This window comes from Shewanella sp. ANA-3, assembly GCF_000203935.1.
In the GTDB taxonomy this organism is placed as follows: Bacteria; Pseudomonadota; Gammaproteobacteria; order Enterobacterales; family Shewanellaceae; genus Shewanella.
The window spans coordinates 4,900,303-4,926,510 of record NC_008577.1; the positions used below are offsets into that span (position 1 = coordinate 4,900,303).

The 26,208-nt window shown below is 47.3% G+C and carries 26 protein-coding genes; 16 read left to right on the top strand and 10 right to left on the bottom strand.

The window, feature by feature from the left end; genetic code table 11:
* Window positions 1–109 precede the first annotated feature (109 nt).
* The 8 genes from SHEWANA3_RS21300 (at window position 110) to mutM (ending at window position 7,133) form a co-directional block, all read left to right on the top strand.
* Window positions 110–934 (top strand): substrate-binding domain-containing protein, encoded by an 825-nt coding sequence (locus SHEWANA3_RS21300; protein WP_011624595.1) that lies wholly within the window; start codon window positions 110–112, stop codon window positions 932–934.
* Window positions 931–1,638 carry an ABC transporter permease gene (locus tag SHEWANA3_RS21305; protein WP_011718788.1) on the top strand — a complete coding sequence of 236 codons (708 nt, stop codon included), beginning with the start codon at window positions 931–933 and terminating at the stop codon, window positions 1,636–1,638. Before SHEWANA3_RS21300 ends, SHEWANA3_RS21305 begins: the two co-directional genes overlap by 4 nt.
* A 3-nt stretch (window positions 1,639–1,641) precedes the next feature.
* Complete coding sequence (locus SHEWANA3_RS21310; protein WP_011718789.1) at window positions 1,642–2,349, top strand: energy-coupling factor ABC transporter ATP-binding protein; 708 nt, start codon at window positions 1,642–1,644, stop codon at window positions 2,347–2,349.
* Window positions 2,333–2,926, top strand: coding sequence for a molybdenum cofactor guanylyltransferase MobA (gene mobA, locus SHEWANA3_RS21315; protein WP_011718790.1), 594 nt, complete (start codon window positions 2,333–2,335; stop codon window positions 2,924–2,926). The genes SHEWANA3_RS21310 and mobA overlap by 17 nt, the downstream gene beginning before the upstream one ends.
* A gap of 30 nt (window positions 2,927–2,956) precedes the next feature.
* Complete coding sequence (locus SHEWANA3_RS21320) at window positions 2,957–4,756, top strand: bifunctional molybdopterin-guanine dinucleotide biosynthesis adaptor protein MobB/molybdopterin molybdotransferase MoeA (RefSeq protein WP_011718791.1); 1,800 nt, start codon at window positions 2,957–2,959, stop codon at window positions 4,754–4,756.
* Window positions 4,757–4,772: 16 nt separating this feature from the next.
* The gene (moaA, locus tag SHEWANA3_RS21325) at window positions 4,773–5,756 is read left to right on the top strand and encodes a GTP 3',8-cyclase MoaA (protein ID WP_011718792.1); all 984 of its coding nucleotides are present in this window, start codon (window positions 4,773–4,775) and stop codon (window positions 5,754–5,756) included.
* 81 nt (window positions 5,757–5,837) lie between these two features.
* Entirely contained in the window at window positions 5,838–6,293 is a 456-nt protein-coding gene (locus SHEWANA3_RS21330) for a hypothetical protein (RefSeq protein ID WP_011718793.1), read from the top strand.
* A 24-nt stretch (window positions 6,294–6,317) separates the two neighbouring features.
* Window positions 6,318–7,133 carry a bifunctional DNA-formamidopyrimidine glycosylase/DNA-(apurinic or apyrimidinic site) lyase gene (gene mutM / locus SHEWANA3_RS21335; protein ID WP_011624602.1) on the top strand — a complete coding sequence of 272 codons (816 nt, stop codon included), beginning with the start codon at window positions 6,318–6,320 and terminating at the stop codon, window positions 7,131–7,133.
* Between the two features lie 61 nt (window positions 7,134–7,194).
* Here mutM and SHEWANA3_RS21340 read toward each other — a convergent pair whose 3' ends face one another.
* From SHEWANA3_RS21340 to SHEWANA3_RS21350, 3 genes are read right to left on the bottom strand one after another with little or no spacing between them, the layout of a single operon-like run.
* Window positions 7,195–8,919, bottom strand: coding sequence for a glycosyltransferase family 39 protein (locus SHEWANA3_RS21340; RefSeq protein ID WP_011718794.1), 1,725 nt, complete (start codon window positions 8,917–8,919; stop codon window positions 7,195–7,197).
* A gap of 13 nt (window positions 8,920–8,932) precedes the next feature.
* Window positions 8,933–9,592, bottom strand: coding sequence for a VTT domain-containing protein (locus SHEWANA3_RS21345; RefSeq protein ID WP_011718795.1), 660 nt, complete (start codon window positions 9,590–9,592; stop codon window positions 8,933–8,935).
* A gap of 1 nt (window position 9,593) precedes the next feature.
* Entirely contained in the window at window positions 9,594–10,325 is a 732-nt protein-coding gene (locus SHEWANA3_RS21350) for a glycosyltransferase family 2 protein (RefSeq protein ID WP_011718796.1), read from the bottom strand.
* A gap of 233 nt (window positions 10,326–10,558) precedes the next feature.
* Between SHEWANA3_RS21350 and SHEWANA3_RS21355 the strand changes: the two genes are divergently transcribed.
* Window positions 10,559–11,722 (top strand): nucleotide sugar dehydrogenase, encoded by a 1,164-nt coding sequence (locus SHEWANA3_RS21355; protein WP_041412880.1) that lies wholly within the window; start codon window positions 10,559–10,561, stop codon window positions 11,720–11,722.
* 24 nt (window positions 11,723–11,746) lie between these two features.
* Window positions 11,747–12,754 carry an NAD-dependent epimerase gene (locus SHEWANA3_RS21360; RefSeq protein WP_011718798.1) on the top strand — a complete coding sequence of 336 codons (1,008 nt, stop codon included), beginning with the start codon at window positions 11,747–11,749 and terminating at the stop codon, window positions 12,752–12,754.
* A 58-nt stretch (window positions 12,755–12,812) separates the two neighbouring features.
* Here the strand turns inward: SHEWANA3_RS21360 and SHEWANA3_RS21365 are convergent, their stop codons facing one another.
* Window positions 12,813–14,285, bottom strand: coding sequence for a capsule assembly Wzi family protein (locus SHEWANA3_RS21365; RefSeq protein ID WP_011718799.1), 1,473 nt, complete (start codon window positions 14,283–14,285; stop codon window positions 12,813–12,815).
* A gap of 66 nt (window positions 14,286–14,351) precedes the next feature.
* A complete protein-coding gene (coaD, locus tag SHEWANA3_RS21370; protein ID WP_011718800.1) occupies window positions 14,352–14,843 on the bottom strand; it encodes a pantetheine-phosphate adenylyltransferase in 492 nt (163 codons plus the stop codon).
* Window positions 14,844–15,119: 276 nt separating this feature from the next.
* On the opposite strand from coaD, the gene SHEWANA3_RS21375 reads away from it, so the two are divergent.
* The 4 genes from SHEWANA3_RS21375 to SHEWANA3_RS21390 are packed head-to-tail and all read left to right on the top strand — an operon-like array spanning window position 15,120 to window position 18,883.
* Window positions 15,120–16,190, top strand: coding sequence for a glycosyltransferase (locus SHEWANA3_RS21375; RefSeq protein WP_011718802.1), 1,071 nt, complete (start codon window positions 15,120–15,122; stop codon window positions 16,188–16,190).
* Between the two features lie 31 nt (window positions 16,191–16,221).
* A complete protein-coding gene (locus SHEWANA3_RS21380; protein ID WP_011718803.1) occupies window positions 16,222–16,602 on the top strand; it encodes an HAD hydrolase family protein in 381 nt (126 codons plus the stop codon).
* Window positions 16,593–18,158: a hypothetical protein gene (locus SHEWANA3_RS21385; protein WP_011718804.1), complete on the top strand. Its 1,566-nt coding sequence runs from the start codon at window positions 16,593–16,595 to the stop codon at window positions 18,156–18,158. The genes SHEWANA3_RS21380 and SHEWANA3_RS21385 overlap by 10 nt, the downstream gene beginning before the upstream one ends.
* Window positions 18,155–18,883 (top strand): glycosyltransferase family 2 protein, encoded by a 729-nt coding sequence (locus tag SHEWANA3_RS21390; protein ID WP_011718805.1) that lies wholly within the window; start codon window positions 18,155–18,157, stop codon window positions 18,881–18,883. Before SHEWANA3_RS21385 ends, SHEWANA3_RS21390 begins: the two co-directional genes overlap by 4 nt.
* A gap of 44 nt (window positions 18,884–18,927) precedes the next feature.
* Here the strand turns inward: SHEWANA3_RS21390 and SHEWANA3_RS21395 are convergent, their stop codons facing one another.
* The 4 genes from SHEWANA3_RS21395 to SHEWANA3_RS21410 are packed head-to-tail and all read right to left on the bottom strand — an operon-like array spanning window position 18,928 to window position 23,138.
* Window positions 18,928–19,818, bottom strand: coding sequence for a WavE lipopolysaccharide synthesis family protein (locus SHEWANA3_RS21395; RefSeq protein WP_011718806.1), 891 nt, complete (start codon window positions 19,816–19,818; stop codon window positions 18,928–18,930).
* Between the two features lie 45 nt (window positions 19,819–19,863).
* Window positions 19,864–20,937, bottom strand: a complete 1,074-nt coding sequence (locus SHEWANA3_RS21400; protein WP_011718807.1) for a CDP-glycerol--glycerophosphate glycerophosphotransferase — start codon at window positions 20,935–20,937, stop codon at window positions 19,864–19,866.
* Window positions 20,938–20,956: 19 nt separating this feature from the next.
* A complete protein-coding gene (locus SHEWANA3_RS21405; protein WP_011718808.1) occupies window positions 20,957–22,042 on the bottom strand; it encodes a glycosyltransferase in 1,086 nt (361 codons plus the stop codon).
* Between the two features lie 52 nt (window positions 22,043–22,094).
* On the bottom strand, window positions 22,095–23,138 hold the full coding sequence (locus SHEWANA3_RS21410) for a glycosyltransferase family 9 protein (RefSeq protein ID WP_041412883.1): 1,044 nt from the start codon (window positions 23,136–23,138) through the stop codon (window positions 22,095–22,097).
* An 88-nt stretch (window positions 23,139–23,226) separates the two neighbouring features.
* Between SHEWANA3_RS21410 and SHEWANA3_RS21415 the strand changes: the two genes are divergently transcribed.
* A complete protein-coding gene (locus tag SHEWANA3_RS21415; protein ID WP_011718810.1) occupies window positions 23,227–23,979 on the top strand; it encodes a 3-deoxy-D-manno-octulosonic acid kinase in 753 nt (250 codons plus the stop codon).
* Between the two features lie 14 nt (window positions 23,980–23,993).
* Here SHEWANA3_RS21415 and waaA read toward each other — a convergent pair whose 3' ends face one another.
* Window positions 23,994–25,268 (bottom strand): lipid IV(A) 3-deoxy-D-manno-octulosonic acid transferase, encoded by a 1,275-nt coding sequence (waaA, locus tag SHEWANA3_RS21420; RefSeq protein WP_041413194.1) that lies wholly within the window; start codon window positions 25,266–25,268, stop codon window positions 23,994–23,996.
* Between the two features lie 245 nt (window positions 25,269–25,513).
* On the opposite strand from waaA, the gene SHEWANA3_RS21425 reads away from it, so the two are divergent.
* Window positions 25,514–26,161, top strand: a complete 648-nt coding sequence (locus SHEWANA3_RS21425; RefSeq protein WP_011718812.1) for a TetR/AcrR family transcriptional regulator — start codon at window positions 25,514–25,516, stop codon at window positions 26,159–26,161.
* The last annotated feature ends 47 nt before the right edge of the window (window positions 26,162–26,208 follow it).

Genomic DNA, 26,208 nt, shown 5'->3' on the forward strand with positions numbered 1-26,208 from the left:
TTGTTGGTTTGGCATCCTATTTGCTTTCAATCGAACGCATTACAATTTACGGAACCTCCCACTCAGTAGGCAATTGAGTCGGAACCCTATTTTTCGCCAAGGAGTATCCATGCTAAACGTGAAATCCCATATGAAGTCATTACTGGGCCTGGTTGTTGCAGCCAGCATGCTCACAGTGTTACCCGCTCAATCGGCTGAAGTGATCAAGTTAGCCACCACCACCAGTACTGAAAACTCAGGTCTGTTGAAAGAATTACTGCCTAAGTTTGAAAGTGAATCAGGCTACAAAGTACAAGTTATCGCAACGGGTACGGGTAAAGCGCTGAAACTGGGCGAGCAAGGCGATGTGGATTTAGTGATGACCCACGCCCCAAGTGCTGAAGCAAAATTTGTTGCCGACGGTTTTGGTGTTGAGCCACGTGGCATTATGGAAAACGATTTCGTGGTGTTAGGTCCTAAAAACGACCCAGCAAAACTACGTGAAAGCAAAACTGCCGAAGAAGCCTTCGCGAAAATCGCCAAATCTGGCTTACCTTTCGTCTCTCGTGGTGACAACTCTGGCACCCACATCAAAGAGTTAGAAGTATGGAAAGCCGCAGGCGTGACTCCTGACTTCAAAGGTTACACTTCAGTAGGTCAAGGCATGGGTAAAACCCTGCTGATGGCAAACGAATTACAAGGTTACACTCTGTCTGACCGTGGTACTTTCGTGGCGTACAAAACCAAGCTGGACTTAGGTGTGGATTTCGATGGCGGTAAAACGCTGGCGAACCCATACCAAGTGATTCTGATCAACCCAGCTAAATACCCAGATCTGAACCACAAAGGCGCTAAAGCCTTCAGTGACTGGCTGATCAGCAAAGAAGGTCAAGCCATGATCAACAACTTCAAAGTTGAAGGCGAGCAACTGTTCAAGGCAACCTATAGCGAATGAGCGAAGGCTGGTTAGCACTGTTACAGCAGGCGTTAAGCCTGCTGTTTTCATTGGACCCCGACGTTTGGTCCATCATCTCTGTCTCGTTTTCGGTATCCTTCGCGGCGCTGCTCATCACCTTAGTCCCCTCTATGGTGCTCGGTTTTGTGTTGGCGTTTGCCCATTTCCCCGGAAAGTGGTTTGTCACTAACTTAGTACAAACGCTGCAATCGATCCCCACGGTCGTCATCGGCCTGTTGGTGTATCTCATCTTGACCCGCAACGGCCCGCTTGGGGATTTAAGGTGGTTGTTCACTCAAGAGGGGATGATCCTCGGCCAAATGATGATTTGCGCCCCCGTGATGATAGCCATGAGTCAAGCGGCCTTCACTAGTGTCGATCGCCGTGCATGGGAAACCTCACGCACCCTAGGCGCCTCTTGGTTTAGCGCGGTCTGGACCGTGTGCCGCGAACTGCGTATGCCGTTATTACTGGCAATTGTCGCAGCCTTTAGCCGTATTCTCACCGAAGTCGGCTGTTCTATGATGGTCGGCGGCAACATTTTAAACGTAACACGTAATATCCCGACGGCTATCGCACTGGAAACCAGTAAAGGTGATTTCGCCCAAGCTATCGCCCTCGGATTAGTGCTGCTAATCTTGGCCTTGATCCTCAACTTTGCCTTAGGTAGTTTACGCGGCAAAGAAACGCCAAGGAGCCATTAACTTATGACCCAAGCCAAACTGATCGCCCGTGACTTGGAAATGTCCTTTGGCCCGCGCTTATTATTCAAAGCCCATAGCCTAGAGTTGTGCCAAGGGAACGTCATTTATTTGCAGGGTGACAACGGCTCGGGCAAGTCGACCCTGATGAAGATCCTCGCGGGTTTACAGCCGCCATCTAAGGGCAAGATTGAAGTCAGCGGCTTTAAAAAGGATGCATGGTGGACACGCAATCCTTTGCTGGGCAAAGCCGTTTACCTCCACCAGCATCCCTATCTATTCGATGGTACAGTCAATTACAACCTGACCTACGGTTTACCCTTTGCGGCCTCAAAAACCGAAGCCAAACGTAGAATTGGTCAAGCAATTGAGATGGCGCAACTAGGCTCGCTATTGCAAGCCAGAGCCAGCAATTTATCCGGCGGCGAAAGGCAACGCCTCGCCATCGCCCGCGCTTGGATATTGCAGCCAAAGTTACTGATGCTCGATGAGCCGACCTCCAACATGGATAAAGACTCCCAAGCCTTAGTGCTGCAAATGATCCAGCAGCTCAAACAGCAAGGGACGGGAATGCTCTTAAGCAGCCACCAAAACTGTGCGCTCACCGCCATTTGCGAGCAGCAGTGGCACATTGAAGACCAACAGGTGATAACCTCCCGTCAGCAAACGCCCACAAACTCCACACAGGGATCTTTATATGTCGTTGCAAATTGATGCCGTAATTCTTGCCGGTGGTATGGCGCGCCGTATGGGCGGGGACGATAAAGGCCTCGTCGAGCTAAACGGCAAGGCCATGATTGAACACACTATCGAGCGGATAAAACCTCAGGTTAAGGAGATCCTGATCAACGCAAATCGTAACCAAACACGTTATGCTGAGTTCGGTTTTACGGTGTTGAGCGATGAGCATACTGGGTTTCTCGGCCCCTTGGCGGGCACGATCACTGCTATGGGTCACACTCAAGCAGACTATCTGCTCGTGGTGCCCTGCGATTGTCCGCTGCTGCCGCGGGATTTAGTCGCCCGTTTATTGGCCGCCATTGAGGCAAACGATGCTGAACTTGCCGTTGCCAGCGATGGTGAGCGTGAGCAGCCGGTGGTGATGTTACTAAAGCCAAGTCTGCGCGAGTCGATGACCGCCTTTCTCGAAGCGGGTGAGCGTAAAATTGATTTTTGGTATGCCAAACATCGCTTTGCCGTGGCGGCCTTTGCCGATCAACCCAATGCCTTCGTCAATGTGAACACGCCAGAACAAAAACAACGACTGGCAGCAGAGATAAACCAAAGCTAAGGCTTCAAATTTCCTAGATTAGAGGTGCAAATGAGTACTCCCTTCGTCAATCCGCTATCTATTCCCGTTCTCGGATTTTGTGCCTATAGCGGCACGGGGAAAACCACCCTACTCAAGCAATTGATCCCCGAATTAAATCAGCGCGGCCTGCGTCTGGCGGTGATCAAACATGCTCACCACAATTTCGATGTCGATATTCCCGGTAAAGACAGTTACGAGATGCGCAAAGCCGGCGCGCGGCAAATGCTAGTCGCCTCCCATGTGCGTTGGGCGCTAATGACCGAAGATGCCCGCGATGGCGACCCAGAGTTAGTCCACCTACTCAAGCAAATTGAAGCCGATAAAGTCGATATCGTCTTAGTCGAAGGCTTTAAAAAACTCTCGCTACCGAAAATTGAGCTGCACCGAGCTGCCCACGGTAAGCCGTTTATCTATACCCAAGACGACAATATTCTCGCCATCGCTTGCTGTGATGACACAGAGCTGCCGAGCGAGCTAAGAAGACTCGACCTTAACAATGTCGCGCAAATTGCTGACTTTGTGATGGAATATGCCAATAGCTGGCAAGCACCCAACCCCGCATTACCAATAGCGACTGTCGATGCCTGCACCTTGGGCAGCGATAAAAACCTCAGCGTGAGCCAAGGCTTGGCGCAGATTTTATCCCATGTCGCCCCAGTCTCTGAGGTGGAAGAGGTTGGTTTAGATGCATTAGATAACCGCGTGCTCGCCCGCGACAGCATTTCGCCCGTGGATGTGCCGCAGCAAACCAACTCGGCGATGGATGGCTATGCCTTTGTCTATCAAGATCCGCTGCCAGCGAGCTTCAACTTAGTCGGTGAAGTCCTCGCCGGTCATCAATATTCGGGTACACTTAAAGTGGGTGAAACCGTGCGCATTATGACGGGCGCGCCCGTACCCGCAGGCGCAGATACAGTTCAACCTCGAGAGCTGGCTAACGAGGCCAATGCCAAGGTCAGTTTCGATGGCCGTATTCAACAGGGCCAACACGTTCGCCTTGCGGGTGAAGACATAGGCCAAGGCCAAGTTGCCCTCACCCAAGCCACACGCCTAAGCGCAGCCGAACAGGGCTTATTAGCCTCCCTCGGCCTTGACCGAGTGACGGTTTATCGTCGCCCGACCGTGGCCGTGTTCTCAACCGGGGATGAAGTCAGCCAACCCGGCGAGGCTTTGAATCCAAACTGTATCTATGACTCGAACCGTTACACCATCAAGGCGATGGCAAAACGTTTAGGTTGTGAAGTCATTGACTTAGGTATTATCGAAGATTCCGAAAGCGCACTCGAAGCGACCTTAACCAAAGCCGCGGCGCAGGCCGATGTGGTGATCAGCTCAGGCGGTGTTTCCGTTGGCGATGCCGACTACATCAAGGCCGTGCTGGCACGCCTTGGCAATATCGACTTCTGGCGGATCAATATGCGCCCCGGTCGCCCACTCGCCTTTGGTAAGGTCGGCGATAGCCTATTCTTCGGCTTACCCGGCAATCCGGTGGCTGTGATGGTGTCGTTCCTGCAATTTGTGCAACCTGCGCTGCGTAAACTCGGCGGTGAAACAAACTGGCAGGCGCCGTTATTCCCGGCGATTACCGATGAAACCCTGCGTAGCCGCACGGGCCGCACTGAGTTTATCCGCGGAATTTATCGCCTCGGTAATGATGGCAGGCTGCACGTAACCAGCACAGGTAACCAAGGTTCGGGCATGCTCAGCTCTATGGTCAAAGGCAATTGCCTTATTATCATTGGAGATGATGCTGAGGCGGTGAATGCGGGTGAAACCGTGTTTATTCAACCTTTTGCCGATCTTCTATAAGAGCCACTGAGTCCCTATGAGCCAACTCGTGGATGCCTTTGGCCGTCAGGTCGAATATTTACGACTCTCAGTGACGGATCGCTGCGACTTCCGTTGTGTCTACTGTATGACGGAAGACCCCTGCTTCTTGCCCAAAGATCATGTTCTGCACCTCGAAGAGTTGGCTTGGATTGCCCAAGCCTTTACTGAACTGGGGGTGACTAAAATTCGCCTCACCGGCGGCGAGCCCTTGGTGCGTAGCGATTGCGATCAACTGGTGCACTTACTGGGCAAGCTCCCAGGGCTCAAAGATTTATCGATGACCACTAATGGTTCTAGGCTCAGTAAGTTTGCCAAACCTATGTTTGATGCAGGTCTTAAGCGCTTAAACATCAGCCTAGATACCCTTAACCCCGAGCTCTTTACCCAACTGACACGTAACGGCAAATTAGCACGCGTTATCGAAGGGATTGATGCGGCCATCGCCGCAGGTTTTGAGCGCATTAAAATCAATGCCGTGATCCTTAAGCAGCAAAATGACCATGAAGTGATTGATCTGGTTAATTTTTGCCGTGACCGAAACCTAGATATCGCCTTCATTGAAGAAATGCCGCTGGGTGAAATGGACGAGCGCAAAGACGCGCGTCATTGCAGCAGTGATGAAGTTAAGGCCATGATTAACGAGCATTATCCCCTGCAACTTTCCAATAAACGTACTGGCGGCCCCGCGCGTTACTACACCATGGCGGATAGTCCGATTCATATCGGGTTTATCTCACCCCATAGCCACAACTTTTGCCACGAATGTAATAGAGTGCGCGTAACTGTAGAGGGGCAATTATTGCTCTGCCTAGGTAATGAACACTCCATTGATTTAAAAAGCATTGTGCGAGAATACCCCGGGGATATTGAGCGCCTTAAAACCGCGATTCTCCAAGGTATCAAGCTCAAGCCTAAGCAGCATGTTTTCGATAATAGTGGCGTGCAAATCCTGCGCTTTATGAATAGCACTGGCGGTTAACCCCTTCGTCCTAGGGCTAGCATCTCTATTTTGCCGTGATACACTCATGGCATCAGTCCCATTTTTTGTGTCACTCTTCCTATGGCGCTTACTCGTAAACAGTGGAATAACATCATTATTCTTGCCTGCATTTTTATCATTGCGGTGCTGACGTTTATGGATAAGAAAACCCATAATGTGCCGAGTGATGCCCAACTGTTATTTGATGACAATGCGCCGCTGGCGCAATTGCAGCTAGATGGTGTGTGGCTGCATAAACAGGCCTCAGGTTGGGAATGCGATCCGCTTGTGCTCAACTGCCCCCAATGGGCCAAGGCTTGGCAAGGCCTAAGAGTCTCGCCCCTCAGCGAGGCACCACAACCCACTGGCAAGCCGCAGGAACTGGTGATCCAAATTGCCGAGATTCGCCAATCGCAACGTTGGATTTATTTCCCCGAGGATGGTGTACTCAAGTCACCCGCTGGCAACTGGTATTTAGTGCCCCCCAGCCTAAGGGCCGATTTACAACCAATCCTCGATGCAAAATCCACCAGCTAATCTATTACCTAAAAGAACTCAATCATGCCGGAATTACCAGAAGTCGAAGTCACCCGTCAGGGCATAGCCCCACATCTTGTCGAACAAACTGTAGTTGACCTCGTAATCCGTAACGCCTCACTGCGTTGGCCCGTTCCCGAACTTGCCAAACAGATCATCGGCCAAACCATACGCCAAGTGCGTCGCCGCGCTAAATATCTGTTAATCGATACCGATGCTGGCACCAGCATAGTGCATTTGGGGATGTCGGGCAGCTTGCGGATCCTGCCCCATGACACGCCAGTGGAGAAGCACGACCATATCGATCTTGTCCTCGCCAATGGCCGAATTCTGCGATTTAACGATCCTAGACGTTTTGGCGCTTGGTTATGGTGCCAATTGCCTGAGGAAGCCCATCCGCTACTGGAAAAACTCGGGCCAGAACCTTTGACCGACGCCTTTAACGTCAATCAGTTAGCTGCCGCACTGGCGGGCAAGAAGAAGGCCATCAAACTCTGCCTGATGGACAACCATATTGTGGTGGGTGTGGGAAATATTTACGCCAACGAAGCACTCTTTGCCGCAGGAATACACCCTGAGGCGGAGGCAGGCAAGATAGATATTGAACGCTTAACGGTACTGGTTGCCGAGGTCAAACAAATCCTCGCCCACGCCATCAAGCAGGGCGGCACTACGCTTAAAGACTTCACCAATGCCGAGGGTAAACCCGGCTATTTCGCGCAAAAGCTGCATGTTTACGGCCGCGGCGGCGAAACCTGCACTCAGTGCGGCAATCTACTCAGCGAAATCCGCCTGGGTCAACGCACCACAGTATTTTGCGGCATCTGCCAGACGCGTTAATCTCGCCGATAAAAATGCCTGCAATTGCAGGCATTTTTAGCTTCTTCGATATGGCTGTTGATTACTCTTTTAACCAACGACCTGGATGGTCGGTAAAGTAGCGGTACACACGCTCTGGCGCTTGGCACTGAGGCTTAAGCTCTGACGCGGATAACAAAATCCATTCGTCACGGTGGGCAATCCCCATGCTCTTACCGCCTTTGATATCGAAACAACTCAGCTCAGCACCGCTAGGCACTAACACATAACGCTGTTTGTTCTCCTGCATCCATTGCCACGCGTTACGCTCCTGTTCTTCTACCGGCGCGAGATAACTAAAGTGCGTCACACTCATGGGCGAGAACAAAATAAATTGTTCTTTAAAGTTCACCAAACCAAGTTCGGCATCCTCACCTATCACCTCGGCAGTGTGTAGCATCAGGCTTCTGGGAGTGCGCATTTCATCGAGCATAGCGTAACCCCAAGTGCTCACTAGCACCCAGCCCAAGGCTGAAACTAACCCCACTTTCACCAGTGCAAACTGACGACGCGCCAGCCACAGCAAGGCACACCAAAGCACCCCGAGCAAAATAAATAAGTAACCAATGCCAGTGAGATCATCGGTATAATCCGCCAGCGCTTTGACAAGTGCAGGGTGATGAATAAATGCCAGCACGCCGGCCACTAACACGAGCGCGCCCAAGAACCACAGCACACCAGTGACTAGTTTTTCAAACCAAGCTTTGGGTGAAACACCCGTTAATACCGCCGATGCCGCCAAGGCCAACATAGGTAATGCTGGCAGAATATACACGTTGCGCTTGCCCGGGCTGATACTGAAAAACAGCACCACGAGTCCGACCCAAATCAGCAGAATCGCAATGGTGGGATCGGCTTTCACCTTTTGCAGCCACTGTTTCCAATAGGCGACCACCAGCAACGAAATCGGGAACCACATCCAAGGGATCACACTCAGCACGAAGAAATACCAAGGCTTGATATGGTGCCAAGCATTGACGTAACGCTCGCCCGTTTGCTTAAACAAAATGTTATTTTGATAGGCCACCATCTCGGGCGTGCCATGGGCTTGAACCGTCATCACCATTGGCACTAGCCAACAGGCAATCACGGCCAGCATGGCCAAAGGCCCTGCCAGACAAAGCCAAGTTAAGCGGCCCTCGAAACGGGTCTTATCTTTGAAGGCGTAAATCCCAATTGGAATGAGCAACAACAGGGGCAAGAAACCAACCCCCTTAGTGATCACCCCAAGCCCCATAAATGCCCAGCCAATAAAATACCAATGCCACTTAGGCCCAAGCATAAAATGTCTGATTAATCCGTAACATCCCACGGTTATCCAGCACATCACCATGGCATCTATCTGGGCATTTTTCGCCTGCATCAAAAACTGCGGCACGATAAGAAGCAATAGTGCAGCGTTGCGGCCAACCCGCACATTCCACAATCTGGCACCCAGATCATAGACAAGAAATACCGTCAGCAAGCCACAAAAGGCATTGGGGAGTAAGAAGGAGAGTTTTAACGACCCAGTGAGTTGATAAAACAGGGCAATCGCCCACATAAACACTGGCGGCTTATCAGGATAATATTCCCCGCCCCGGGTAGGGAATAACCATTGACCCGAGGCCACCATTTCCCGCGCGACCTCAACAAACCGCGGCTCGTCGGCGGGCCAAGGGGAACGAAAACCTATGCCAACCAACAAGATCAGCAAACTCATCAGCAACAACGGCCAGAGTACTTGGTAATAATCTTCGCTATTGAAACGACGATTCAATGCATCCATTCCTAATCCCTATTTAGTTTTCCAATTCATCCACCTGCTTACGCAGGCTAGAACGGTAAAGGTAAGCGCCGATAAGACTCGAGATAATAAACAGCCCGATACTGATCCCCAGTTGGTTATGATCAGATAAGCCAATGCCCGCGCCCGCAAAACTGAATATCAGCATCTGCGGCAAATAACCCAACACGCTGCCAAACATAAATCCACCAGCGGGGATGTGTGTAGCACCCGCAAACAGATTCGTCAGCAGATTACTACCCACGGGCAACAGACGGATCATTAAGACTTTTAACCAAGTCCGCTGAATGATCAGCGCCTCAAACTTTTGTAAACGATTGCCAAAACGTCGTTGCAGACTGTTTCGAATGGTTAATCTCGCGGTATAAAACGCCAGCACACAACCCAGCAATGCCGCTAAGGTGGAAAATAAGCCACCATAGATGCCACCGAGGGCAAAGCCGAATACAAAGGCGATCACCTGCCTCGGCCCACCTACAGCAGTAAACAAGGCGCCAACCATCAGCAATACCGCCAGCGCATAAGCCCCTTGAGCGGCAATAAAGTGTGCTACCCAATTGCTATCGGTCACATGCTCGAATAACCCTTGCTGGGCCGCAAACATTAACACCAGCAAAATAAAGACGATAAAAATCGCCTTATAGAGTCGCTTCATCTTAATCGTGCCAGCTGGTTTCGCTACGGGCGACCTTAGCGATTTTCGCCCTACGACCGAGCCACATGACGCCCATGATGTCGACAATTCCGACCCAGACCCGATTCCAAGCGGTATATTTAGACACGCCGACTTGGCGATCCCTATGATTAACCACAGAAATAAACACTTCGCCCCCCATGCGGCGCACGAGTGCCGGGATATATCTGTGCATATGGTCGAAGTAAGGCATGCGCAGGAAGGTTTCGCGGGGGAAGAGTTTTAAGCCACATCCGGTATCAGGCACGCCATCGTGTAACAGTGCATCACGCACTTTATTCGCAAAGCGGGACTGGAATCGCTTCCACGCCGTGTCTTTACGGTTTTTGCGATAACCGGCAATACAAAAGTGTTCGGCATGAATTTGCGGCAATTGGGCCAACATGGCGGGAATATCCGCAGGGTCGTTTTGCCCGTCAGCATCTAAGGTGACAATGTATTTACCGCGGGCATGTAAAACGCCAGTGGAAATAGCGGTACTCTGGCCCGTACTGCGCTCGTGACGAATGGCTTTAGCATCGCATTGCATCACCTCTGCGGTGTGCATAACTTCACCAAAAGTGTCATCCTGACTACCGTCGTCGACAACAAGAATTTCAAACTCAGTCACCCCTTGCAGGGCTTGGCATATCTCTTTCATTAATGGGCCAATATTGCCCACTTCATCTTTGGCGGGGATCACGACTGAAATCACGTTAAGGCTCCAAGCTTAATAACCATGAGTACGGTAACATAGGATTGTGGCAAACAAAAATCTGCATTGATAGGATGTTATGAATTAAACGGAACGCGAGCCCAGCATTGTATACGGGTGAAAATCGAGAAAAGAGCACTTAATTTGGAACTGTGAATTTCATCGAAATGACATATTCTAATGCCGCAGAAAATGCTAGTTTGAGAAACAAAATGCCAAACTGTATAAAACCTATGAACATAGTGGTAGTTGGAATGGGCTATGTTGGCCTATCGAACGCGGTTTTACTCGCCCAGCAAAACCATGTAGTAGCGATTGATTTGATGCCCGAGCGCATCGCGTTAGTTAATGCGCGTAAACCAACGGTCGCCGACAGTCTGATTGAAGAATACCTGCAGCATAAAGCCTTAAATCTCAGTGCCACGAGCGACAAAAACGTCGTTAAAGAAGCCGATTTTGTCATCATAGCCACTCCTACGGATTACGACCCACAAACCAACTACTTTAATACTCAGTCGGTCGAACGGGTGGCGAAGGAAGTGCTCGCCCTGAATCCTGACACCACCATTGTCATCAAATCGACTGTGCCAGTGGGTTTTACCGAAGGGCTGAGAAGTAAACTCAACAGTGACAATATCTTATTTTCGCCTGAGTTTTTGCGCGAAGGTAAGGCGCTTTACGATAACCTGCACCCCTCGCGGATCATAGTGGGTGAACGTTCCGAGCGCGCCCAAGCCTTTGCCGATCTGCTTGCTCGCGCCGCCATTAAACAAGATATTCCGATTTTACTCACAGACAGCACTGAGGCAGAGGCGATTAAGTTGTTTGCCAACACCTTTTTAGCCATGCGCGTCGCCTACTTTAATGAGTTGGACACCTATGCGGAGAGTCGAGGGCTCAACACCCGCCAGATTATCGAAGGCGTATGTTTAGATCCGCGCATCGGCGATTACTATAACAATCCTTCCTTCGGTTATGGCGGTTACTGCCTGCCCAAGGACACTAAGCAATTGCTGGCCAACTATAACGATGTGCCTAACAATCTCATCAGCGCCATTGTCGATTCCAACACGACCCGCAAAGATTTTATCGCCAACGCGATTATCAGTAAGCAACCGAAGCGAGTGGGGATCTATCGCTTAATCATGAAATCCGACTCAGACAACTTCCGCGCCTCGGCGGTACAAGGAGTGATGAAACGCATAAAGGCCAAGGGCATCGAAGTCGTGGTCTATGAGCCCGTACTCAAGGAAGGGGAGTTTTTTAACTCGAAAGTGATCCGCGATTTACATGAATTTAAAGCCATGTGCGATGTAATTATTTCTAACCGTATGGCCAATGAACTCGAAGATGTCGCCGCTAAGGTGTACACCCGGGATCTGTTTCATCACGACTAAGCGTCCAAAATATAAAGGTTTACTATGAAATACTTAGTCACAGGCGCCGCCGGATTTATCGGCGCTAAAGTCAGTGAGCGCCTCTGCGCACAGGGCCATGAAGTTGTCGGTATCGATAACCTCAATGACTATTATGATGTTGGGCTAAAGCTAGCCCGACTGGCACCGCTCGAGGCCTTAAGCAATTTCCGTTTTATCAAACTAGACTTAGCCGACAGAGACGGCATTGCGACATTGTTTGCAGAACAAGGTTTTCGACGGGTTATCCATCTCGCCGCGCAGGCTGGAGTGCGCTACTCCCTCGATAATCCCCTCGCCTATGCCGATAGCAATTTAGTTGGGCATCTCACCATTTTAGAGGGCTGTCGCCACCATAAGATTGAGCATCTAGTCTATGCCTCTTCATCCTCTGTGTATGGCTTGAATCAAAAGATGCCATTTTCGACCGAGGACAGCGTCGATCATCCGATATCCCTGTACGCAGCGACCAAGAAAGCCAACGAGTTAATGTCGCACACTTACTCACATCTTTATCAGTTACCCACCACAGGCTTGCGCTTTTTTACCGTGTATGGCCCCTGGGGACGACCGGATATGGCCTTGTTTAAATTCACAAAAGCCATTCTCGCGGGCGATATTATTGATGTGTATAACCATGGCGATCTCAGCCGTGATTTCACCTATATCGACGATATCGTTGAGGGCATCATCAGGGTGCAAGACAAACCACCTCGCCCAACACCGGACTGGCGTGTAGAAACCGGTACACCGGCTAATAGCAGCGCACCCTATCGCGTATTCAATATCGGCAATGGCAGCCCAGTGCAATTGCTGGATTTTATTACCGCACTCGAAAGTGCACTCGGCATTGAAGCTAATAAACAATTCTTACCCATGCAGCCCGGTGATGTGCATTCCACCTGGGCAGATACCGAAGACCTGTTTAAGGCGGTGGGTTATAAACCCCAAGTGGATATCAATACTGGGGTGGGTAGATTTGTCGAGTGGTACCGCGCGTTTTATGCGAAGTAAGCTCTCTGAGAAAACCAAAAGGCCTGCTGATTTGCAGGCCTCTTTATTGGATTAGCGCTTAAAAACGGTATTCAAAACTGCTGAAGAAAGTCGCATTAGTATCGTTTTCTTGTACATCAAATTCCGATCTCGATACTGTACCGCCCAGACTCCACATGCCCTTCCACACCGGCATACGGTAAGAAAGTTCCAGCATCAACAAGTCTTCCTTCGGTGGCTGTGGCGCCCATGTGGTCGCCACATTGGTGCCGTCTTTATTCAACTTGGCATAACGCAGTAGCGAAGTAAAACCACGGCTGTTATGGAACTGACCAACCAAACCAAACACAAAGACTTGGGCATCGCTATCATAGGTCGAACCTAAAGCTCTGCCGTAGTAACGCGCTCCACTGAGGTAAACAGGATCTTCATAGAAGCAGTTAGGTTTGCCATCACACTCGACAAAGGTATCCGAGTATTCCATGAATAGCTTGAATTGCTTACCCGATGTACCGAAATGGGTATCTATCCCCCAAAGTGAGCCGCAATCGCTGCCGTTTTCACAGCTATGCTCAAGGTACAAACCAACGGGGATATCCTGCCAAGTGTCGGCATAACGTAAATCGATGCTCTGAGTTCTATGGCCCGCATCACGGCGTTGATCGGCCAAGCAAGAATCCGAACCGTCGATGCACACCGCATTGCTTGCCACCGAGTCCCACCAGGAGTCGAAGTCGCAATTCTGCCCTTCGCCACAAAATAGCGTCGACCAAGACAGGCCTATTTCTAGCTGCTGAAGGGGTTTGGCGCTGAAACGCATATCCCATTCAGCCATTTTAGGCACAGCACGCTCTTTTTCAGCCATGCTAAAACCTGTCTTGAAGGTCCAAGGCCCAATCCAAGATAACCATGGCGTTTCGAAGGCGGCGGCATTATTACGGCTGAGCGACAGTGACTGCATTGGACGCGCATTGTTAGAGCGATGCAATGCCGAATCAAATCCCGGCCCCCACCACTGCTCAACCGTACCTAAGGTCGCAATCCAGTTACCCATGATTACCGCAAAATAAGACTCATCGAGACGGAAGTTTTTGTTATCTTGCGGATCGTACGTCTCAGCAACTGTGGTTTTATAGGCCACACGTGAGCCTAAGTATTCGTATGAGGCTTTAGCCTCACCCTTTTCACGGTAGTCGGAGCCATAATGCTGGAAGCGAGCGGGATCGGTCGCCCCCGAGAGTTTAACCCTAGCATTGCCGCGGTTATCGACAGCATTTTGATAGTAAAAGTTAACTCGGGCAAAGGCTTGCACTAATCGGGGAGACAATAGCTCGGGTTCGACTTTCGCTAAGTCGCCACCAATACCAGACCACATCAAGGGAAAGGTATTCACTGGCACACGGATCACGCCCGCATCGGCCAGTGCTTGAATATCGGCTCTTAAATAAATATCCGAGGCATCCACCCAAGGGGCGGCAGCAACGGAAGCAGAAAACAGTAAACCAGATGCAACGCTAGCAGCGAGGATAGTGGGGGTCAAAAAAGCCTTCATAACATCCTTTTCATTATCATCGCGAGGCCTGATGCCTCAAAGGTTTTATGGAAATACTCAGCCTTATCAGGCTTTTGCGAGGTTAAGCTTGGCGGTCAACGCGCTTGCCACCTCAGGGTGTACAAATTGACTCACATCGCCGCCATGCAGCGCGACTTCCTTCACTAAGGTGGAAGAAATAAAAGAGTTTTCTTCAGCCGGTGTTAAAAACACGCTCTCAAGATCAGGGCTTAATCTGCGATTCATGTTGGCCAATTGGAATTCATACTCAAAGTCGGAAACCGCACGCAAACCACGCACCAGCACGCTCGCACGCTGTTCCTTGGCAAAATCGACCAGCAGGCCCGAAAAACCAACCACTTCCACATTATCCAAATGGGCTGTGACGCGGTTTACCAGCTCAACGCGCTCCTCAAGGGTAAACCTTGGCTGCTTAGATGGATTGGCAGCAATGCCAATAATCACATGCTTAAACAACTTAGCCGCACGCTCAATCAAATCGGCATGACCATTGGTAATGGGATCGAATGTCCCAGGATAAATCGCTCTTGTATGCACTTTGCTGACTCGACTCAGATAGATACCCAAAAATCATTGCCGCCAGTCTACTCGTTTTAGCCACTTGAGTGAATCATCCCGATAAAAACCGCTGAAAATCCCGTTAAAAATTGAAATACTGGCAAGAATTCCTCGGATTAAGCCCATGTAAAGGCATGAACTGATATAATGCCGACTCGCTATATATTGGATTAAGTAGGCAACGGCTTTTCGTCCAACCTCGATGGATTGAAACCACACCACAACCGATTAAGTCCACGTAATCAGAGCACTTATATGAAAAAAATCGCCATTTTTTGCCATAACTTTTTCTCGAACGGCACAGTCAAAATCGCCTTATCCCAGGCCGAAGTGCTGCAGGAAGCCGGGCAAGATGTTCACCTCTTTGTGTTCCATAAAGAGGGGGATTTTATGCCGCCAGAAAATGTGACGATTCATTATCTTTATGAAGCTGGCCAAAAGCCAAGCCTACAGGAGCAAAGACAACGCCTGCAGGCCAAGGTGGCCGAAGCGGAACAATCGGGTAAGTTCTCGCTATTTTTAAGTAACTCGACCGATTGCGATGTCGTTGTTTCCGGCTGCGATTTCGATCCCTGCTATTACTTTTGCCACTGCGCCCTTAAGCAAGAACTCTTGATGGAATTAAAGCGTGGTCCAGTGCATTTCTGGCGTCGCTGGAAAAAGGCTAAGGCACTGATTGGCAAAAAGATCATTACAGTTTCCAATGGCATCGCCGATGAGCTCAGAGCCACTTCCTGGCTCAAACCACAAAGCGTTCAGACAATCTATAATCCCTTTAGATTGGAGGAAATCCGCAAGAAGACTCAGGAAGAAATTGCCGAGATCCCAAGTGAGCCTTATATGATCCATGTCGGCCGCGTGACACGGCAAAAGCGCCACGATATTTTGTTTAAGGCACTCAGGGATATGCCAACAGCCCCTAAGCTTGTCCTGCTGTGTAATCGCCCCAAGAAGGCACGCAAACTCGCTAAGAAATACGGTGTCGAACACAGAATCATCACACCAGGGTTTCAACACAATCCCTACGCTTGGATTGCCAAGGCCGAGTTGATGTTACTCAGCTCAGATTTTGAAGGCTTACCGACCGTGGTAATTGAGTCTTTAGCCTGTGGTACGCCTGTCGTCAGTACTGACTGCCCACATGGGCCCAATGAAATTCTCACAGGGCATTTAGCACAATATCTCGTCCCCGTTCGCCAACCCGCGCTGTTGGCACAAAAGGCACTGGAGTGTTTGGCCTCACCACCCGCTTTAGACAATCTAGAAATATTAAAGGCCGTAGACAGCCAATATATTGCCGCTCAATATATTAATTTAACAATTTAAATTATTCTCAATGAGAGTACTTGGAGTTAATATGAAAAAATTAATTGTCGATTTGGACGGAACTATTACACTAGCCAATACTACTGACTATGAAAAAGTTTTACCTAACATAGCGTTAATTGAGAAACTTAAAGAATATAAAACCTCTGGATTTAGCATTGTAATTGCAACAGCAAGGAATATGCGAACATACGATGGAAACATTGGAAAAATCAACATACATACTTTACCAAAAATAATAAAGTGGCTAGATAAACATGAAGTTCCTTATGATGAAATTATAGTAGGAAAACCCTGGTGTGGTAATGATGGATTTTATATTGATGATAAAGCTATTCGCCCATCTGAGTTTTTAAGCATGGATTTAAGTGAAATAAAAAGTCTACTAAACAAGGAAAATATATGTTTTTAATTATGTCTGGTGCATATGTTACCGAAGATCTTAAAGCTGAATTCGGAACAATACCACCAGCCTTTCTACCTTTAGGTAACAAACGGCTATTTCAGCATCAAATACAAAAAATTCCTAAGGGAAAGAGTATTTATCTTTCCTTACCAGACTCTTATAAAATTCCTGAAGTGGACAATACGTGGCTAGCCGCCCATAACATTAACATTATTCGTACACCAGTAAACCTTTCTATCGGCGAAGCTATTGTCACCAGTTTAAACATTGCAGAAGAAATGTCTTCAAATTCACTTAGCATTCTCTTTGGAGATACATTACTGGAGAGTTATCCAACAGAATGCGATATTATAGCAACAGCTAATACACTAGATAACTATACATGGTCCACTTTCTCAACAAAAAACGAAATTAGCTGGAAAGAAAACAAACAAATTATATGTGGTTATTTTAACTTCACCCATCCAAAAAAACTAATAAAATGTATCACAATTGAACGCTGGGACTTTATTAATGGAGTAAATCGTTACAATAATGAAAATGGATTATCAAATTTTAAAGTTAAAAAGTGGTATGATTTTGGTCATATAAACACATATTACCACTCAAAAACCGCATTTACGACACAAAGAGCTTTCAATGATCTGAAAATAAACCAAACACAGATTACAAAATCTAGCAAAAATAATAATAAAATTCTTGCCGAAGCAAACTGGTTTGAATCAATACCACCAATGCTCAGAGTTTATACCCCACAATATTTGGGTTGCACCGAAGATAAACTAGGAAATTATTGCTACTCTTTAGAATATCTTCACAACATTTCCTTGAATGAATTATTTGTTTTCACTGAGATTCCAACTAGCATTTGGGATAACATTTTCACTCATTGCATAAAATTCATTGACTATTGTAAAGAAGTAAAAAATGTTAAAAATGAAAAATTTTTCAATGAATTACTAACCGTAAAAACAAAAGATAGATTAAATGATTATCTCTTGAGTGAAAAAATAAAAATTGACGAAAAGTGGACATTTAACAAAAACATCAAGTGTAGCATTTTAGATATTTTAGATCTAAGCAAACAATATCTTCCAGCAGAAAGTAAGCACGCAACATTAATGCATGGAGATTTTTGCTTTAGCAATATTTTGTATGATTTCAGAGCTGACAAGATAAAAGTCATAGACCCAAGAGGAATTACACATCAAGGACAAATCAGCATTTATGGTGATATTTTATATGATATAGCTAAGCTAAGTCACTCCGTATTAGGAATGTATGATTGGATTATTGCTGGTTACCATCAAACAAGTGTAGACCACGCTAAAAGAGAATTATCAATAACCTTACCAAACGATAACAAAATCGATAAAATAAAATCGTCATTTTTAAATAAGGTTTGCAAACATTACAATCTAACACCGTTAAATATATATGCCATGCAAATTCAACTTTTCATATCCATGCTAACATTACACTCTGATGATAAATATAGGCAATCAGGGCTATTTGCTAATGCTTTCAGAATTTACAGTATTATGAAGGAGCTTATAAAATGATTGTAATACCAATGGCAGGACTAAGTAGTCGATTTTTTAAAGAAGGATATGAGCAACCAAAATATATGCTACTAGCCCATGGATTATCGCTGTTTGAGCACTCAGTAAAAAGCTTTGAAAAATATTTCAAAAGCGAAGAGTTTATTTTTATAGTTCGAGATAGCTATGAAACTCCTAATTTTGTAAGAAAAAAATCAGAGATCCTAGGCATAAAAAACTTCAAAATAATAGTTCTTCATGAAAATACAAAGGGACAGGCTGAGACAGTTTTTCTCGGCTTAAAAGAGATTAACAAAACAGAAGAACCAATCACTATTTTTAATATAGACACATTTAGACCAGGATTTATATACCCGGAATTGGAAGCGCTCGGAGATGGCTACTTAGAAGTATTTCAGGGCGAAGGAGATAACTGGTCATTTGTGAGAGCAATTTCCAATGAAACAACGTTGATTGACTTAACTACTGAGAAAAAACCTATATCAAAATTATGCTGCACTGGATTGTATTATTTTAAAAGCAGTAAAGATTACATAGATGCATATGATAATTACATACGTCTCCCTATAGAAGAATGGGAAAAGGGAGAGCTATATGTAGCACCGCTGTATAACTATCTCATAAGAAAAAATAAAAAAATACATTATAATTTAATATCTAGAGAGGATGTCATATTTTGCGGAGTCCCTTCGGAATATAAAGACTTTCTATCAAAAAATGATTAAAAATCTTAGCCTACAATGCATAAAACATGCATTGTAGGTTTAATTTATTTTTTTAACTTATTCCAAAAATCTCTTAGTCCAGACTTTTTCAAAATAAATTTATTTATAAAATGTAGATTATATACTAATCTTCCAAATATATTTCCATTGATAAAGTATGCCTGATCTCTATAAGGTCGTTTAAATCTACGAGGAATATCTAAGCCTAGCTTTTTAAATGACAAAAAATTAAAATCCTCTTGAATTCTTGACTTTGCCAACAAACACTCCTCAAGACTAACATTTCGCTCAGAATTTATTTCAATATTTGAAAAATAGTTCTTATAAAAACGTCGCCCCAACATTTGTTCGACAGTCCTATAGTCATCATAATGAAGATAATTTTTGTCTGTATCGCCAAAAAGCTCACCTTTCCAATACTTTATAACATCTTCAGAATATCCTATAAATATAAAGTCACTTAAGTGATAATCAACATAACTCCTTCCACCAAATTTAAAGTACTCTGTGCGACTGTATATATCCAATATGGTCAAACGTCCTTTAAATCTACTGGCTTTAACCAATAAAGAAGGGAGAATATCTATCAAGTTATTATTGATAAATTTAAAATCAGATCTAACTTTGCAACAATAAATAGATTCGACTAACTCCAATCCGGCTACAACACCATGTATTTGTCTATTCACATTCTCAAATTTTGGAATTGAGTTGATACATCCGGCCTGATTAGGACCTACGTCATCAGGACAAACTATAAGATCTATCAAAGATAATACTTCAAGAGGGATCACGACGTTATCTGACCTTGAATATATTATTTTGGAATCAGGAAAATATTTTCGTAAAGTTCTAAAGCATTCATCAGAAGAAATATGATTTCTATCTGTATGCTGAAAGTAAGGTCCTTGCACAACAAAAGTCAGTTCTTTCATTTTTATCTCAAAATAAATTTAAACTAATCATAAATCAATATTTTATCAAAACCTCCAATAGCCTAACTTGCGGCGCATTTTAAAGTGTCGCAGTAGGTTCAATGGCTTAGGTTTCAGCCAAGCGGTTCCCTTATCGATCAAGGCATCGGTTGCCGCGAGTACACGCTGGCTAGACTGACCATCTCCCGTGGGGTGGATTTGATTGCAATAATCATGGATATGCGCCATCAAATCATCGGGGCGGCTAAGCGCTCTAGTGAGTGCAGGTTCAATCTCTTCGACTCGGTTAATATCGATTAAATGCGCCTTCGGAGACTGATTTTTAAAGGTCACCACAGGCTTACGCTGCATTAAAAACATCAATAAAATCGAGGAGGTATCGCAGAGCATCACATCACCCGCCTGCAGAAGCGGGATCACGTTGTCGGTTTCCACAAACTGCAGATTGTCATTTTCGAGAGTCTTATATTGCTCAACAATACTTGGCTTCATCTTAGGGTGGAATTGTACCAGCCAGCGCCACTGGCTCTTTTGCGACAGGGCTTTAATCTGCTCGAATACCTCAGGCGCACAGGTCAGACTGGGGGAGAATGTCGAGCAAAACAGCACTACGGGCCGTGGATCATCGGGCTTAATGTAAGGATTGTCTTTATTTTCAATAAATAAAGGATCGAGCGCTGGCCAGCCCGTTTCAGCCACGGTAAAAGTGCCGATTTTTTTCTCTAGCTCAAGGAAAGGCAACGTCGTCGCCGGCCCTTGAGTGCAATACAAGTCAAAGCAATCGCGGATTTCGAAGTGATCTTCTCGCCCCTTATGATTCATTTTGCCCGCATTAAAACCGTGGAACACCCCCACTTTTACTCCAGGGATAAAGCTTGGCACTACGTTACCCGGCACGAACACGGCATCGGGTTTCCATGCCTTAACGGCATCGATATCGGGTAAGCGTTTTTCATCCGCTTTAAGGAATTTGGGGTCGACCTCACGGCCTTCGAGGAACCAACACGCCTCATCGCCTCGCGCCAGAATCACTTGCTGCAGCGGCCTTAGCATCGCATAGGAATAGTTCTGTGCTATGTAGAACAAATAACGTCTTTTATTTGATTTACGCGCTTCCACCGCTTTCTCCTTGGGTAAATTATTTCGCTAGCGCGAGATATTGTTCGGCAATCGCAGTCGCATCCACCTTAGCTAAAATCTCCACATTGTCGAGGGATGGCGGCTGGGCGACCACGGCGTCAATCATCTTGGCCAAGGCCGCAGGATTACGACGGGGAACAAGATAGGGAGCCAAATTTCCAGTCAAAATCTCATTCGGCCCATGTGGGCAATCGCTACTGACCACTGGCGTGCCGCAGGCTAAGGATTCGATTAATACCGTCGGCAATCCTTCGAAATCGGAACTCAGCACCAGTGCTTTCGCACGTTTGATCCAAGGAAAAGGATTACTCTGGAACCCAGGAATGATTAAACGCTTCTCGATGCCGTATTTCTTCGCCGCTTTAATCGCCTTCTTGTGGTTATGGCATAACAGCACCACGGGTAACTGATTTTGGGTCTGTTTAAGGGCCTCAAATAACACATCGTGGCGCTTCTGCTTAGCAAAACGCCCCACGTGGATCAGATAGTCACCCTGAGGGATTTGCGGATTATCTTGCTGTGACTGAGCAACAATCTCATTAAATTCAAATGGATTGTAGATAGTTCGCATGGATGCTGGCTGCAAGCGTCCCTTAGCTTGAATCTCTTTGGCGATGCCGTTGGACACAGTGATCAAATGCTGGCCATTGAGCGCTTTTTTCGCCCGCAGTTTCTTATAGTAGGCGAAGGGGCCTAACTTAAACTGACGACTTAATTCTTCTTCAACCGACGAATGCACAATCACATAGAGTGGTGTCACCCCAGTTTTGGTCATCATCAAATTAGTTTTATCAAGATTGGATAAAAACAGATCGAACTTACCGACTCGGGACTCAATCTCGGCAATCTTGGCCCGTAACTTATCGACCGACGCCCCTAGGCGCCCGAAGTGATCATAATCTTTATCTTTGTCGGCAAAGCATTGATGAACAGGTAAATTGTCTGGGGTTTCGTAATAACGATTATCTTCCATGACCAAAAAATGCGGCTCATGCCCTAGGCTAATAAACTGCTTTGCCAAGGTAATCATGACCTTCTCGGCTCCACCACCCGCTAAACTGTCGATGGCTATGGCTATCCGCATGATTTTTCTCCTAAACGATAATCTAAAACTCAGGGTGACAGGCTAACAGTGGTTAACTGTGTGTCTGCTGAATAACCTGATCAAATTTCTCTATCACGGCTTCGACACTAATTAGCGCCATAAGGTGCTCACCCTTAGCACGGGTACCCCATTTCACCTCACCACTTTGCTGTAAGGCGATGGCCTCTTGGTAGGCGCTCACCACATACTGCTGCGATAAATAAGGCCCGGTGCGACCTGGATTAGAATGAGCATATAAACCTATGACTGGCGTCCCTTGCGTGACCGCCATGTGTGCAGGGCCAGTATCGGGCGCTAGCACTAGGCTGGCGCGTTTCAGCAGAGCCAGCAATTGAGTCAAACTGGTTTTGCCGACTAAGTTATCGAGTTTGGCAGAGCATGCATTGGCAATATCGTTGGCCAATGTATTTTCAAGTGCTGTTGGACCACCGCAGAGAATGACTCGATAACCCTTATTCACCGCATGTTGTGCCACTGCGGCATAACGCTCGGGCAGCCAATTACGCTCGGCTTTACTGGCGGCCGCGCAAATAACCAATACCTTCTCGCCATCGGCAATCTGGCGCTGGGCAAATTCAGTATCCGCCTGAGGGACTGGAATATTCCAACTCGGGGTGATATCGCTAACGCCAATCGCCTTGGCGAATCCCATAAAGCCGTCCAGCACATGGGGCTCAGCTAAAGGTTCGACTCTATGATTGGTGACCAGCCATTGACCTTCTTTGGCGCGGGCACGGTCGAATCCGACCCGAATCTTTGCCGAAATCGCGAGGGAGGCCAAGGTCGCACGCAGCGCCACTTGCATATGCAGCAGCACATCAAAACGGCGGCCTTTCAATGCCTTATGCAGATTAAAGTAACTGCGCCAGCCCTGGGATTTATCGAAAATCACAAACTCAATACCGGGCAAGTGCTTTAATAGTTGGTATTCGAGCTTGCCTATCACCCAAGTGATTTTGAGCTGGGGATATTGGCGTTGAATCGCCTGCACCATAGCCACGGCATGACAGACGTCACCGATAGCCGATAGCCTAAGCAGGCAGAGAGAATTCATGGTGTTGGGATTTAAACTCAAGCGAATAGCTCTTAAGGTTATTTGGCGCAAGCTAAGGATCTTAATGTAGAATGGCCGCAGGTGCCACGCTTAAGTCAACAAATCTCCCATGAACGCACAAATCAAAATCATAAATACCGCAGATGGCTATATGGCACTTTGCCAAGATACGCCTGAAGACATTACTCCGGCTTGGTTTTCGGTGGATTTCTGGCGTGAAAAAGCCGCGGTAGTGGGATCATCCAAGGGACGTTACACCACTTGGTTTGTGGCCTTTAGCGAGCGTCATTGGGTGTTGCGACATTACTGGCGTGGTGGCCTGATGGAGAAATTCAGTAAGGATGCCTACTTCTATACCGGGCTTGAAAATACCCGCGCCATGGGCGAATTAAGGCTGCTCGAGCTGCTCTACCGCGAGCAATTTGCGGTGCCTAAACCTATTGCCGCCAATATTGTGCGTGATGGCTTGTTCTACCGTGCAGACATTATTATCGAGCGAGTCGATGGCGCCGAAGACTTGGTCGCTAAGTTAACCAAAGGCGCTATGACTCCAGAGCAGTGGCAAACACTCGGCGCCACCATTGCCCAATTTCATCGCCGCGGCGTTTACCATGCCGACTTAAACGCGAAAAATATTTTGTGGCAACCACAGCAAGCGGATGGCGTACAAGAGCGTTTCTATCTGATTGATTTTGACCGGGGTGAAATCAAAACCCCCCATGCCCAATGGCAGAAAGCGAACCTTGATAGGTTGCTACGCTCCTTCAATAAAGAACAAGGAAAACAGCCTACGCTCGCCTTTACGCCCGCCGACTGGACAGGTCTGCTAGCGGGCTATCACTCAGTGCCCCCCAAAGCCTAATCAACTAAACGGCGTTAGGTTGTTTGGCGCGAGAGTAAGGATTCGGCGAGAGCAAACTGACGCTGCAATGCACCACGATTAGCCTCTACCACAGCAAGGCCTGCTTCAGCGGCTTGTTGGCGTAACGCAGGTTGCTCAAAATACTGAATTAAATTCTCACCCAACTCTTGGCCTGAACTCACAATTCGCAGGCCGCCCGCGTCAGCCAACATTTGGGTAATTTGGGCAAAGTCCCAATGATTCGGCCCCACCATCACAGGTACGCCCATGGCCACGGGCTCTAAGGGATTATGGCCACCATTTTCAATTAACGTCCCGCCCACAAAGGCTTGATCGGCTGCGCCATAGAAGGTTAACAATTCCCCCATGGTATCGCCCACCAGCACCTGCGTCGTGGCGGTGATAGCTTGAGCATCACTGCGGCGCACAAATTCAAAACCTTGGCTGGCAACAACATCGGCCACCGCCGCAAACTGCTCGGGATGACGCGGGGCAATCACCAATAACGCCTCTGGCCATTTAGCGAGCAGCTGCTTATGGGCGCTCAGCATGGCATCAAACTCACCGGGGTGAACACTCCCCGCCACCCACACGGGCGCAGCCTCTTTCCCCCAAGTCAGCCTTAACTCTCGCGCTAGGGTTAATCGTTCAGGGGTGATACTCAAATCAAACTTCAAACTGCCGCAGACAGTGACTCTATCAGCAGGCACGCCAAGGTCGATAAACCGCTGCGCTTCGGCTTGGGTCTGCACCGCAACCACATCTAAGCGTTGCAACATGGGGCGACTCAAGTGTGGACGCTTGGCATATTGCGCCGCCGATTTGGCCGATAACCTGGCATTAGCGAGCATCAAGCGCACGCCGCGCTTAGCAGCCAGCGCCACGAGATTCGGCCACAGCTCAGTCTCCATAATGATGCACCATTTAGGGGATAACTGACGCAGAAAGCGGTTCACGCACCAGGGCAAATCGAAGGGCAAATAGCAATGCTGTACTTGATCACCAAAGGCTTTACGCACCTCAGCAGAACCCGTCGGGCTTGAGGTTGTAACCGTAATCTTAAGCTGTGGATGCGCCTGTTGGATCTGGCGGATTAACGGAATCGCCGCCAGCGTCTCACCCATGGAAACCGAGTGGATCAGCAAATCCGTCGATTTAAGTCGCGTTAATCCGAAACGTTCGTCCCAGCGGCCACGGTAATCAGGGCTTTTAATGGCACGGAACGCCAAATAGACAATGAGCAGAGGAGATAATAGATAAAGCAGCACACTGTAAAAAAATCGATTCATAAAAATCGTGCTTATGAGTTTTTGCCTGATGAATAGCGGCAATGTTAGCATAATATCCCCAAGCGACCTCAAGATAAGAGTTTCAGCCTCTTGAGATTGTTTGGGCATATCAATCGTATTGAATTGTTGTTCATTGGGATAAATCCATACGATTTTAAATTAGGGATAATTTACCAGCAGTGTAGCGGTCGTTGGTTAGCCTTCTTTAATCAATTTGTAGCGTTCACTAGCCACTTGGAAAATATATGAAAACCCGCGACAAAATCATCTATGCCAGCCTTGATCTATTCAATGAGCACGGCGAACGAAATATCACCACCAATCATATTGCCGCTCACCTGAATATGAGTCCCGGGAATCTTTATTACCACTTCCGTAATAAGGAAGACATTATTCGCTCGATCTTCAGTCTCTACGAGGCGCACCTCGAATCGGGATTCCAGCCCTATGAAGGTGAGCAGGTCAATGTGGAACAATTGATCGGCTATTTCGATGCGATGTTTTATACCCTGTGGCAATTCCGTTTTATGTACGCCAATCTGGCCGATATTCTCGCCCGCGATGAAGAATTAAAAAGCCGTTATCTGCAGGCGCAGCAGCAAGTATTAACGCGCTCGAGCCATGTGCTGGATAAACTCAAGCAAGATGGTTTTTTAAATATCGACAATGACAAAATCACCCAACTTGCCGACACCATTAAGATGATTGTGAGTTTTTGGATTGGTTATCAACTCACCCAGTCCAGCACTTCCACCATCACGAAAGGCATTTTGTACGAAGGTGTACTGCGGGTATTGATGATTTTTAAGGCCTACGCCACCCCAACGTCTCAAGCAACTTTTAGCCGTTTAGAGCAACATTATCACGAGCTAGCGACCCAAGATTCGCTCTAATCGTCCCGCGCCGTCGCATTTAGCACTAAACTCAACAGGTTAAAGGT